The 11,648-nt window shown below is 60.4% G+C and carries 15 protein-coding genes; 7 read left to right on the forward strand and 8 right to left on the reverse strand.

Going from position 1 to position 11,648, the window contains the following annotated elements; all coding sequences use genetic code 11:
• From AC2FM5_RS17795 to AC2FM5_RS17805, 3 genes are all read right to left on the reverse strand, one after another.
• Window positions 1-111, reverse strand: a 111-nt coding sequence (locus AC2FM5_RS17795; RefSeq protein WP_170611170.1) for a GTP-binding protein, incomplete at its 3' end; no start/stop codon positions are given.
• A 116-nt stretch (window positions 112-227) separates the two neighbouring features.
• Window positions 228-818: a hypothetical protein gene (locus tag AC2FM5_RS17800; RefSeq protein WP_170361569.1), complete on the reverse strand. Its 591-nt coding sequence runs from the start codon at window positions 816-818 to the stop codon at window positions 228-230.
• A gap of 97 nt (window positions 819-915) precedes the next feature.
• Window positions 916-3,264, reverse strand: a complete 2,349-nt coding sequence (locus AC2FM5_RS17805) for a DNA topoisomerase IV subunit A (protein WP_170367984.1) — start codon at window positions 3,262-3,264, stop codon at window positions 916-918.
• Window positions 3,265-3,463: 199 nt separating this feature from the next.
• Here AC2FM5_RS17805 and AC2FM5_RS17810 point away from each other — a divergent pair, with 199 nt between their 5' ends.
• From AC2FM5_RS17810 to AC2FM5_RS17835, 6 genes are all read left to right on the forward strand, one after another.
• A complete protein-coding gene (locus AC2FM5_RS17810) occupies window positions 3,464-4,090 on the forward strand; it encodes an SH3 domain-containing protein (protein WP_254429028.1) in 627 nt (208 codons plus the stop codon).
• A gap of 68 nt (window positions 4,091-4,158) precedes the next feature.
• Entirely contained in the window at window positions 4,159-4,986 is an 828-nt protein-coding gene (locus AC2FM5_RS17815) for an SDR family NAD(P)-dependent oxidoreductase (protein ID WP_170541967.1), read from the forward strand.
• 80 nt (window positions 4,987-5,066) lie between these two features.
• Complete coding sequence (locus tag AC2FM5_RS17820) at window positions 5,067-5,270, forward strand: twin transmembrane helix small protein (RefSeq protein WP_093965306.1); 204 nt, start codon at window positions 5,067-5,069, stop codon at window positions 5,268-5,270.
• A complete protein-coding gene (locus tag AC2FM5_RS17825) occupies window positions 5,271-5,843 on the forward strand; it encodes a cob(I)yrinic acid a,c-diamide adenosyltransferase (protein WP_093965304.1) in 573 nt (190 codons plus the stop codon).
• 311 nt (window positions 5,844-6,154) lie between these two features.
• Complete coding sequence (locus AC2FM5_RS17830) at window positions 6,155-6,913, forward strand: electron transfer flavoprotein subunit beta/FixA family protein (protein ID WP_093965302.1); 759 nt, start codon at window positions 6,155-6,157, stop codon at window positions 6,911-6,913.
• A complete protein-coding gene (locus tag AC2FM5_RS17835; RefSeq protein ID WP_496737190.1) occupies window positions 6,913-7,842 on the forward strand; it encodes an electron transfer flavoprotein subunit alpha/FixB family protein in 930 nt (309 codons plus the stop codon). Before AC2FM5_RS17830 ends, AC2FM5_RS17835 begins: the two co-directional genes overlap by 1 nt.
• 49 nt (window positions 7,843-7,891) lie before the next feature.
• On the opposite strand, the gene AC2FM5_RS17840 is transcribed toward AC2FM5_RS17835, so the two are convergent.
• Window positions 7,892-8,719, reverse strand: coding sequence for a DUF6473 family protein (locus tag AC2FM5_RS17840; RefSeq protein ID WP_496737192.1), 828 nt, complete (start codon window positions 8,717-8,719; stop codon window positions 7,892-7,894).
• A gap of 165 nt (window positions 8,720-8,884) precedes the next feature.
• Between AC2FM5_RS17840 and AC2FM5_RS17845 the strand changes: the two genes are divergently transcribed.
• On the forward strand, window positions 8,885-9,760 hold the full coding sequence (locus AC2FM5_RS17845; protein WP_496737194.1) for a 3-hydroxybutyryl-CoA dehydrogenase: 876 nt from the start codon (window positions 8,885-8,887) through the stop codon (window positions 9,758-9,760).
• 56 nt (window positions 9,761-9,816) lie between these two features.
• On the opposite strand, the gene AC2FM5_RS17850 is transcribed toward AC2FM5_RS17845, so the two are convergent.
• The 4 genes from AC2FM5_RS17850 to AC2FM5_RS17865 form a co-directional block, all read right to left on the reverse strand.
• Complete coding sequence (locus tag AC2FM5_RS17850) at window positions 9,817-10,716, reverse strand: lysophospholipid acyltransferase family protein (protein WP_496737196.1); 900 nt, start codon at window positions 10,714-10,716, stop codon at window positions 9,817-9,819.
• A 41-nt stretch (window positions 10,717-10,757) separates the two neighbouring features.
• Window positions 10,758-11,027, reverse strand: a complete 270-nt coding sequence (locus AC2FM5_RS17855) for an HPr family phosphocarrier protein (RefSeq protein ID WP_170343440.1) — start codon at window positions 11,025-11,027, stop codon at window positions 10,758-10,760.
• A gap of 17 nt (window positions 11,028-11,044) precedes the next feature.
• Window positions 11,045-11,437 (reverse strand): PTS sugar transporter subunit IIA, encoded by a 393-nt coding sequence (locus AC2FM5_RS17860; RefSeq protein ID WP_093965293.1) that lies wholly within the window; start codon window positions 11,435-11,437, stop codon window positions 11,045-11,047.
• On the reverse strand, window positions 11,434-11,648 hold a 215-nt coding region (locus AC2FM5_RS17865; RefSeq protein WP_496737199.1), incomplete at its 5' end, for a RapZ C-terminal domain-containing protein. The genes AC2FM5_RS17865 and AC2FM5_RS17860, both read right to left, overlap by 4 nt.

Consider the following 11,648-nt stretch of genomic DNA (forward strand, 5'->3'; position numbering starts at 1 on the left):
GCCGAAATACTTGGTGATTGCTGCGGTCAGCGTCGTCTTGCCGTGGTCAACGTGGCCAATCGTGCCAATGTTGACGTGCGGCTTATTACGCTCAAACTTTTCCTTTGCCATTCCTCAGGCGCCCTTTTGCGATTTGGGGGACCCTTGGTCCCGTGGTTACATCTGCGCGCGCGAGATATTTGGTTCAAAGCGGAAAATCAAGCACCTCCTGAGGGAAATCCTCAAAACTATGCCGGGTTTTGTACCGCCTGCCCGGATTCAATCGGTTGGATCAGGCCGGGGCGCAGGTCGAACCACCCGTTGTCCTTGTGCTCTTCAGCCAGCCATTCCTCGACGCGGTCGGCCACTTTCAGTGCCAAACCGCTCATCTGCTCTTCTTTGGTGCGTTCGTTGCCCGAGCCCTTCAGAGCGCTGCCACCGGTGGTATCTTCGAGGACCTGGAACTGCTTGCCCTTGGCCAGAAACTCTTTCTTGCCAACATCATAGACGTTGACTAGAACGATCGCTGTGCTTTTGGGGTTGTAGATCACCGGAATTCCAGGAGGCGCCAGCATATAACCTTCGAGGCTGATCCCGATGTCATACTCCTGCGAGCCCTGATAGCGACCAAGGCGGATATCGACGGCCTTCTGGATCGCTTCGGTCCATTCCTGGGGCGTCGCGTCACGAGACACCGGCCCCTGGACGGCCTTGTCGGCAAACGCATAGTTCACACGCAGCTTGAATTCACCCAGATCTTCCGGTTCTTCATAGAGTTGCGTCTGCGTGCAGGCGCCCACCAGGGCCAGTCCGGTAATCAGGGTAAGAATGCGCAGCATTGTCTCGTCTCGATAGGCCTGTTTTTCTTTGATCTAGCGCACCGATGCAGCATGTGCCAAGCCGTATCGGCAGATTTCCACCGTGGTCGGCGCACGATCACGAGAACTTGTAATCGCGCGGGAACCCATAGGGCGGTTTTTTTCCGACGCTTGCGCGCTTTGCCAGCCATTGAGACATATCTGCCTCATGCCGCGTCTTGTCGCCGCCCATTGACCATTTCAAACCGTCCTCCCAGTTGAACGTCGTCAGGTCGGACAGGCCGCCATCCAGCTCCAGCGTGCCCTGGCGCCCGCGCGCCATGTTGTATTTCTGGAGACGCACGCCCTTGCCCCGCGTCATCTCGGGCAGTTCGGAGACCGGGAACACCAGAAACTTGCCGTTCTGTGATACCACAGCGACGTGATCGCCCTCGATCGGCTTGCAGATCACCGCGCGCTCGTCATCCTTGACGTTCAGCACCTGTTTGCCGTTGCGGGTCTGGGCCAGCACCTCGTCCTCGGGCACCATGAACCCGTTGCCCGCATCCGAAGCAACCAGCAATTTGCGCCCCGGCTTGTGGATCAGGATATCGACGATCTGCGCCTCGTTGGGCAGATCGACCATCAGGCGCAGCGGCTCACCCATTCCCCGGCCACCGGGAAGGTTCGCGGCGCTGACCGTGTAGACCCGCCCGTTCGATGCGAAGACCAGCAGCCGGTCGGTGGTTTCCGCATGGAAGATGAACCGCGGCCCGTCGCCGTCCTTGAACTTCAGCTCGCGGTTCAGGTCGATATGGCCGGTCATGGCGCGGATCCAGCCCATCTGCGAGCAGACGACCGTGATCGGCTCCTTGTCGATCATCGCCTCAAGCGGTACGTCCTCGACCTCGCCTGCTTCGGCAAAGCGGGTTCGACGCGCGCCGCCCTCATAATCCTTGCCGAAGGTCTTCTTGGTCTCTTTCAGCTGCTCGGCGATCTTGGCCCATTGCAGACCCTCATCCGCCAGCAGATCCTCGAGTTCTGCGCGCTCTTCCATCAGCGCGTCACGCTCACGGACCAGTTCCATCTCTTCGAGCCGACGCAGGCTGCGCAGGCGCATGTTCAGGATCGCGTCGACCTGAACTTCGGACAATTCGCCCTCGCCCGGCTTGGGCGAGACATAGTCGGCCTCGCTGGTGGCGCGGACATGGTCGATGCCCCAATTCTCGCGCATCAGCGCGGCCTTGGGATCGTCGTCATAGCGGATGATATCAATCACGCGGTCGAGATTCAGGAAGGCAACGATAAAGCCCTCCAACACCTCCAACCGGTGGTCGATCTTGGCCATGCGGTGACGAGAGCGGCGCAGCAGCACCTCTTGCCGGTGATCGAGGAAGGCGCGCAGTACTTCCTTCATCGAACAGACCTTGGGCGTCACCCCGTCGATCAGCACGTTCATGTTCAGGCTGAACCGCACCTCGAGATCCGAGTTACGATACAGCATGTTCATCAACACCTCGGGGTCCACGTTCTTGGAGCGCGGTTCGAGGATGAGGCGGATGTCGTCGGCGGATTCGTCGCGCACATCGCCCAGGATCGGGATCTTTTTGGTCTGGATCAGCTCGGCGATCTTTTCGATCAGCTTGGATTTCTGAACCTGATACGGGATCTCGGTGACCACGATCTGCCACTGGCCGCGGCCCAGATCCTCGACCTCGTATTTGCAACGCAGCCGGAACGATCCGCGCCCGGTGCGATAAGCCTGCGCGATATTCTCGGCCGGTTCTACGATTACGCCGCCCGTTGGGAAATCGGGCCCCGGCACATAGTTCAGCAGCGTGTCGTCACGCGCGTCGGGCGTCTTGATCAGATGCAGACAGGCGTCGCACAGCTCGGCGATGTTGTGGGGCGGGATGTTCGTCGCCATGCCCACGGCAATGCCTGAGGCGCCATTGGCCAGAAGGTTCGGGAACTGTGCCGGCAAGACGACCGGTTCGGTCAGCGTGCCGTCATAGTTGTCGCGGAAATCGACGGCGTCCTCGTTCAGCCCCTCCAGCAACGCCTCGGCAACGATGGTCATCCGGGCCTCGGTGTAGCGCGAGGCCGCCGGGTTGTCGCCGTCGATATTGCCGAAATTCCCCTGCCCGTCGACCAGCGGGTAGCGGACGTTGAAATCCTGCGCCAGACGCGCCATCGCGTCATAGATCGCGGCGTCCCCGTGCGGGTGATAGTTACCCATCACGTCACCCGAGATCTTGGCCGACTTGCGGAACCCGCCCGAGGAGCTGAGTCGCAGCTCGCGCATAGCGTAGAGGATTCGCCGGTGAACCGGCTTCAGCCCGTCGCGCGCATCCGGCAGCGCGCGGTGCATGATGGTGGAGAGAGCATAGGTTAGATAACGCTCGCCAATTGCCCGGCGCAGCGGTTCGGCCACCTCGCCCCCAGCGTCGGGGGCCTCCATGTTGGGGTCGTCGATTGTGTCGTTCATAGATGATGTGATACGACGCCCGGCGCGCGTGGTAAAGCAACCAAGGCATATTTTGCTGGGGACAAGTCGGGGTTTTTGCAACAGGGGGAGCCAACCCGGCGATTTCCCCCGATTTTCGACTCGGGACCCGAACTATGGTAGGATCCCAACAATTGAATGCTGCCTTTTTCTTGTTGTTATGATTACCGGGGGATGCGCCATGACGCGCCTTATGCTTGTTACTTTTGCCATGCTCGGCTGGTTCTTCTACGTTATGAGCGGTGGATCCGAATTCGAACCGCGCGGAACCCGCGCCGAGGCACCACCCGTCGTTGCGGCAGCTGAGAAACCCGAGCCCAGGCCACTGGTCCCCTCCCCGGCAACCGAGCTTGTGACGAAAGTGGCCCTGCGCCCCGCCAAGCCGTCCGAACCTAAGCCGGAACCGATCCCCGCCGCCGATGCCGTCGATACCGAGGCGTTGCTAGCGCAGATCGCGGCCGGTCTGAATTCTGATCTGTCCAGTTTCGACAATACCGGCGGCACCTTTTCGCTGGCGTCGCTGGATGAAAACGCGGCCGTCCAGGTTTTGGACACCGACGCCGAACCGGAAACGGCAGCCGCCCCTGCACCCGCAGAGCCGCCGAAAGACATCCGCATCGTGTCCGGCACCCGCGTGAACATGCGCGACGGCCCCGGCACGATCTATCCGATCATCGGCAAAGCGCGGATGGGTCAGCAGGTCGAAGTTCTGAGCGAGTCCGGAACCGGTTGGCTGCGCCTGCGCGTGTTGCCCGAGCAACAGGTTGGCTGGATTTCCTCCTCGTTGATCCGAAAAAGCACAAATTGACGTGATGCCGTCATTGCCGGAGGCCGATCCTCGCAATAGTTTTTGCCGAGGACGACTTTGGGGCATACATGCAGAAATCCATCCTCATCACCGGATGCTCATCCGGCATTGGTCTGGACGCGGCACACGGGATGCGTGCACGCGGATGGCGCGTGTTTGCCGCCTGCAGACATCAGCGCGATTGCGACAGGCTGAGGGCTCAGGGCTTTGACAGCCCAAGAATCGACTATACCGATGCCGAAACGATCACTTCGGGATTGGCCAGTGTTCTCGAAGCAACGGGCGGCACGTTGGACGCGCTGTTCAACAACGGTGCCCATGGGCTGCCCGGCGCGATCGAAGATGTGCCCACCGACGGGTTGCGCCATATCTTCGAGACCAACGTTTTTGGCTGGCACGAACTGACGCGCCAGGTGATACCCGTCATGCGTGCACAGGGCCATGGCCGCATCGTGCAGAACTCGTCGGTACTGGGCCTGGTCGCCTTTCCCTGGCGCGGTGCCTACGTCGCCACGAAATACGCCATCGAAGGCCTGACCGATACGATGAGGCTGGAGCTGCGCGGCACCGGCATCAAAGTGGTGCTGATTGAACCCGGTCCCATCACCTCTAAACTGCGCGAAAAAGCCATACCGGTTTTTGAACGGTTCATAGATTGGGAAAACTCGGCCCTGCGCGACAAGTATGAGGGGTCGCTGCTCAAACGTCTGTACGAAGACTCGGGTCCCGACCGGTTCGAGCTGCCGGCGTCTGCGGTAACCGAAAAACTTGCCCGCGCGCTCGAGGCAAAGTCGCCCAAGGCTCGATACTACGTGACCACACCGACCTATATCGCGGGTTATCTGCGCCGCATTCTGCCAACGGGCACGATAGACCGCATCCTTTCGGGTATCTGAGACGAAATTACCCGTTCGCTTTCGCGGGCCGCCCCGCTAGATGGTGCGCAAAGGATACAACAAATGCGGACGGTGAGTTCATGGACCTTCTAATGGGCGTACTTCTTTTGGCCATGGCGGCGGTCGTCGTTGTTTTGGCCATCGGCATATCCAATTTCGGCAAGGGCGGCATGGCGGCTGCCAAGAAAAGCAACAAGATGATGCGGCTGCGCATCCTGTTTCAATTCATTGCCGTGGTGCTGATCGTGCTCTACGTCTATCTGCGTGGACAGGGAGTGCAGTAGATGGTCGTTCTGAACAAGATTTACACCCGCACCGGCGACGACGGCAAAACCGCGCTGGGCAATGGCGAACGGGTTGCGAAATACTCGGGCCGCGTGGCGGCCTATGGCACGGTGGACGAACTGAACGCCTTTGTCGGCGTGGCCCGCACCGAGGCCGAGGGCGAGGTCGATGCGGCGCTGGCCCGCATCCAGAACGATCTGTTCGACCTGGGCGCTGACCTGTGCCGCCCCGACATGGAAAAAGACGCCGAGGCCGACTACCCGCCCCTGCGGATCGCCCCGGCCCAGATCGATCGTCTGGAATCGGAAATCGACGCGATGAATGCCGACCTCGAGCCGTTGCGCAGCTTCATCTTGCCGGGCGGATCAAAGCTGGCGGCGCATCTTCATGTCTGCCGCACGGTCTCGCGGCGCGCCGAGCGCCTGTCTGTCGAACTGACCAACATGGAACCGGTGAACGAGGCCGCGGTGAAATACCTCAACCGCCTCAGCGACTGGTTCTTCGTGGCAGCCCGCTGCGCCAACAACGGCGGCCGCGATGACGTCTTGTGGGTTCCGGGCGCGAACCGCTGAAAGCGGCACAACGTACAGCGGACGTTGGGGCGACCGGAAGGGCGAAGCCCCGGCCCAAAGAGCGGGCGCGAACCGCTGAAACCCGTGCTTCTTGAATGCGTTTTCACACCATCCGGCGCGGCAAAACCGCCCATCGGCCGGGTAACAATCTTTCGTTCCTTCACGTCAAAAAGCGTGAAACGCGACGTCCCCACGACATGACGTGACGATTTTGCCCTGTCCCGACGCCCCGCAAGGCGCTATCTAGGCCGACGAGAGCATTGGTGGAGTCGCATTGCGGCTTGCCGTTTTTGTAAGGAGCGTACGCAAAAATGAAGGTACTTGTGCCTGTCAAGCGCGTGATCGACTACAACGTTAAAGTTCGCGTCAAAGCGGACGGCAGCGGTGTTGATCTCGCCAATGTCAAAATGTCGATGAACCCGTTCGACGAGATTGCCGTCGAAGAGGCGATCCGCCTGAAAGAAGCCGGCAAGGCCGAAGAGGTCGTGGCCGTTTCGATCGGCGTCAAGCAGGCGCAGGAAACGCTGCGCACCGCGCTGGCGATGGGAGCAGACCGCGCCATCTTGGTCGTCGCGGCGGACGACGTCCACCAGGACATCGAGCCGCTGGCAGTCGCCAAGATCCTGGCCAAGGTGGTCGAGGAAGAGCAGCCCGGACTGGTTCTGTGCGGCAAGCAGGCGATCGACAACGACATGAACGCCACTGGCCAGATGCTGTCGGCTCTGCTTGGCTGGAGCCAGGGCACCTTCGCGTCCGAACTGGACATCGAAGGCGACACCGCCAAGGTCACGCGTGAAGTTGACGGCGGTCTGCAGACCATCAGCGTCAAGATGCCGGCCATCATCACGGTCGACCTGCGCCTGAACGAGCCGCGCTATGCGTCGCTGCCGAACATCATGAAGGCCAAGAAAAAGCCGCTGGACGAAAAAACCGCCGCCGATTACGGCGTCGACGTCACGCCGCGCCTCGAAGTCGTCAAGACCGAAGAGCCGCCGGCACGCGCCGCCGGCATCATCGTGGGCTCGGTCGACGAGCTGGTCGGGAAACTCAAAGAAGCGGGGGCTGTGTAATGGCTGTACTTCTGCTTGCCGAAGTCAACAATGGCGAACTGGCGATGGACGCAACCGCCAAGGCAGTCACTGCTGCCAAGCAGTTGGGTGACGTGACCGTTCTGGCCGCGGGTGGCTCGGCCGCCGCTGCCGGCGAAGCTGCCGCCAAGATCGACGGCTTATCTAAGGTTCTGGTCGCCGAAGACCCGTCGCTGGGCCACCGCCTGGCCGAATCGACCGCCGCGCTGATCGTCAGCCTGGCCGACGGCTATGAGCATATCGTGGCACCCGCCACCACCGACGCCAAGAACGTGATGCCGCGCGTGGCCGCGCTGCTGGACGTTATGGTGATCTCGGACGCTTCGGGCGTGGTGGACGGCTCGACCTTCGAGCGCCCGATCTACGCCGGCAACGCGATCCAGACCGTCAAGTCGAACGATCCCAAGAAGGTCATCACCTTCCGTACGGCCAGCTTTGATGCGGCCGGCGAAGGTGGATCGGCCCCGGTCGAGACCGTATCGGTCGGTGAAAACCCCGGCCTGTCGGAATGGGTCGAGGACAAGGTCGCCGAAAGCGACCGTCCCGAACTGACCTCGGCCGGCGTTGTTGTCTCGGGCGGCCGTGGTGTTGGCTCGGAAGAAGACTTCAAACTGATCGAAGCCCTGGCCGACAAGCTGGGCGCGGCGGTTGGTGCCAGCCGTGCGGCAGTCGACTCGGGCTATGCCCCGAACGACTGGCAGGTGGGTCAGACCGGCAAGGTCGTTGCACCCGATCTGTACATCGCGGTTGGTATTTCGGGTGCGATCCAGCACCTGGCCGGCATGAAGGATTCGAAGATCATCGTCGCGATCAACAAAGACGAAGAAGCTCCGATCTTCCAGGTCGCGGACTACGGCCTGGTCGCGGACCTGTTCCAGGCCGTGCCGGAACTGACCGAAAAACTGGGCTGATACGTCCAGACTTCGAAACGATCAAGGCCCGCCAATCGGCGGGCCTTTTTCATTCGAGGTCTCGGATCGCAGGCAGCAAACGTTCTGCAATAGCCCGGTGCGTGGCCGGTCCGATCATATATTCCGCCATCGGTTGCTGCATCGTGCCGAACAGCATGTCCTCGAGATCATTCGAAGCACCTGAAGGGCGCACCGTCATCTTCACGGTTGCCACCCCTCCATCCGACACCCCATCAATCATGGCCTGTGTAATTGGCACCGGATCAGATACCCCCCGCGCATCCAGCCCGACTGCCGGGCTGTGATCCCAGTCCAGCCACAGCAGCAGAACCCGGCTGGTGACGTTGTCCAACAGGGTGTGAAGAGCCTCTGCCCAAGCCCGCCGCAACTCGGCGGCCACCACTTCAAACCGTGCGTCCGAAAACGCCGACAACCTGGACATAAGGTGCCGCACAAAGTGCACTTCGGCAAAATCAACTTCGGGGTACAACGCGGAAAGGTCCGAGGTCGCCTCGAGTACCCGATCATTGCGTCGGGGATGAACACGGTAGAACCGGTTGGACTGGTTCAGCGCCGATGGCAGTTGCAGAACGCAAACCTCGGCGCCATTCATAAGGCTCAGGATTTCCGGATCCCGCGACAGACCCTCGGCACCTGCGAACAGACTGCCCAGATTCAGACACTTCTTTTTTAGCCGTTGCTCCAACACGGCAGGAAACGGAGAATCGACGAACCGACCAAATGTCTCGGTGCCGCCGACGCAGGCCACATATGGTACCTGCAACGCACGCTTTGGCCCGCGAAACCACAGTTTTGACGCCCCGTACCGGCAGAAGGATTCCTCGACACCGGTCGCGCCCGACTCATGATAACTCATGTCAGCCACCCATTTTCTTCACCCAATTGCCATTCTGCGGCCTTAGGTGTTTAGAAAACTCTAATGTGCGCATTTGAAGCGAATTGGACCGGTCCCAACCCCTTGCCGCCCAACCCGGACTGCCGATAATGTCCCCCTGAACCTTGATGCGGAAGGCAGTTCAATATGGACGTGAAATCAGTCGGAGTAATCGGCGCGGGCCAGATGGGCAACGGAATCGCCCATGTGATGGCGTTGGCAGGGTATGACGTTCTGCTGAACGACATCAGCCAGGATGCGCTGGATGCTGCCATTGAAACGATCAAGGGCAACCTGGCTCGTCAGGTGTCACGCGGCAAGATCGGTGACGACGATATGCAGGCCGCACTGCAGCGGATCAAGACCACGCTGAATCTTCCGGAGATCGGCCAGACGGACCTCGTGATCGAAGCCGCGACCGAACGTGAGGCCATCAAGCAGGCGATTTTCGAGGATCTGCAGCCGCATTTGCAGGCCCACACGATCCTGACGTCGAACACTTCGTCCATTTCGATCACACGGCTAGCCAGCCGGACGGATCGGCCGGAGCGTTTCATGGGGTTCCACTTCATGAACCCGGTTCCTGTCATGCAATTGGTCGAGTTGATTCGCGGTATCGCCACCGACGAAGAAACCTTTGCCACCTGCAAGGCCGTGGTGGATCGGTTGGGCAAAACCGCCGCCAGCGCCGAGGATTTTCCGGCCTTCATCGTGAACCGCATCCTGATGCCGATGATCAACGAGGCCGTCTATACTCTGTATGAAGGGGTCGGCAGCGTTCAGTCGATCGACCAGTCCATGAAGCTGGGCGCCAATCACCCCATGGGTCCGCTGGAACTGGCCGATTTCATCGGGTTGGACACCTGCCTGGCCATCATGAACGTCCTCCATGATGGGTTGGCGGACACAAAGTACCGCCCCTGCCCGTTGCTGACGAAATACGTCGAGGCCGGCTGGCTGGGCCGCAAGACCGATCGCGGGTTTTATGACTACCGTGGCGAGGTTCCGGTCCCGACGCGCTAAGCCGTCAAGAGACCGCCCCGCTCGCCCGCGATTTTTTCGCGCCAATGAACGGTGGATCAGGCTTGTGGTGACTGCGCCAAGCCCAGCGTGTGTTTTCTGAGCCAGGTCATGAATCCGCGCGGGTCGCGTTCGAGCAGTTTCATGTCCTCGTCCGAAATCGGCTCTCCGATCACGGGGCCGACCGGTTTGTTGCAGGACCGGACGATCTCGTGCAGCAGAAGTCCCTGACGCAAAATTGCCGATAGTTTGTTGGCAATCTGGTACCAGCGCGAATTGCTGCCGGGGAAGTAGATGGGCAGAACCTTGGCACCGGATCGCCGGATCATCTTGGCGGTAAACACGTTCCATTCGCGTTCCTGAGCCGGGCCGAACCACGTGTCCGAAGACATCACCACCCCGGATGGGAACAGCGCGACGACACCACCGTTCTTGAGGTGCTCCATCGCTTTGCCCCGCATCTCAAGCATCTTGCTCTGGGCTTCGGGGTCATGTGGAAACGGGACCGGGATCATGAACGATGTCGCGGCTTCATCCAGTCCGGTCAGAACCGAGCGGGTCAGGATGCGATAGTCCTGGCGCACCCGTCCGATCAACTCGGCCAGGATCATGCCGTCCACCATCCCATGCGGGTGATTGGCCACCACCACAACGGGCCCCTCTTTCGGAATGCGCGCAATCTGGTGTTCGGGCGTGGTCAGGTCGATTCCCATGATACCAAGGGCACCACCCCAGAATTTCTGGCCGCGATACTTTTCATTCTGCTTTTCGAACTTGTTGACCATGCGCAGAATGGTCAGCTTGCCTGTGCACCATTCGATCGCCTTGATGGCCGTCGAGGTCCAGGCGTCGTCAAACGAATTTGCGTAGGTCAGCGTACGGCGGTCGTAGATTTCGCCCGCTTCCGCGGTCTCGGCCACCACCGTGTTGGTCTTGGTATCGTGCGTGGTTTCCGCCAATTCCTGGTCTTCCCGTTCTTGTTTTGTGGCAGTGCCCTGCGTCAGAAACCTTCGCCGAACTTGTCGTTCACCAATGCTTCCAGCGCATCTGCCAGCGCCTCAGCATCCGGCCCGGACGTTTCGACGTCAATAGTCGTTCCACGCGAAGCCGCCAACATCAAAAGGCCCATAATGCTGTCACCCGACGCGGACATGCCGTCTTTGGACACTTCGGCGCGGGCGTCAAACCCTTCGACTACCTCGACCAATTTGGCTGAAGCGCGCGCGTGCAAGCCCTTTTCGTTGATGATTTTCAAGCTTTTGGTGGCCATATTCAATCGATCCGATGTCAGTCCAATGTCACATTTTGCGCATTGATGTACTTTCGTCCAGCCTCCATAGCCCTACGGACGGCGTCCCCGACCGGAAGTTGGCGGCTTTTGGCCAGTTTGATCAGCATCGGAAGGTTAGCGCCGTAAAGAATTCTACGGTCCTGCGGCGCACAGGCGCGCAGGCTGAGATTCGAGGGGCTGCCCCCGAACAGATCGGTCACGACAACAACACCGTCGCCGACATCCACAGCATCCGCGGCCCGACAGATTTCGGCCTGCTTTTCTTCGCGATCATGATCAGCGTCGATCGACACTGCCACAAGGCCGGGTTGCTTGCCCACGACGTGTTGCATGGCCGCCAGGTATTCCTGGGCCAATCCGCCATGCGCCACGATTACAATTCCGATCAATCCGGCCTCACATTCAACGATCGACGTTCCATCTCGCGGTGTCTAATTGCCACCGGCTGCCCCTGCTCTGCAAGGGCTTTTGCGACCGCTTCGGCCATCGCGACCGAGCGGTGCTGACCCCCGGTACAGCCGAAGGCGACCGACAGGTGCGTTTTGCCCTCGGCCTTGAAGGCGGGCAGCAGAGACAGCAACAGCTCCACCACTCGTTCAA

The organism is Ruegeria sp. BHSA162 (assembly GCF_059613385.1).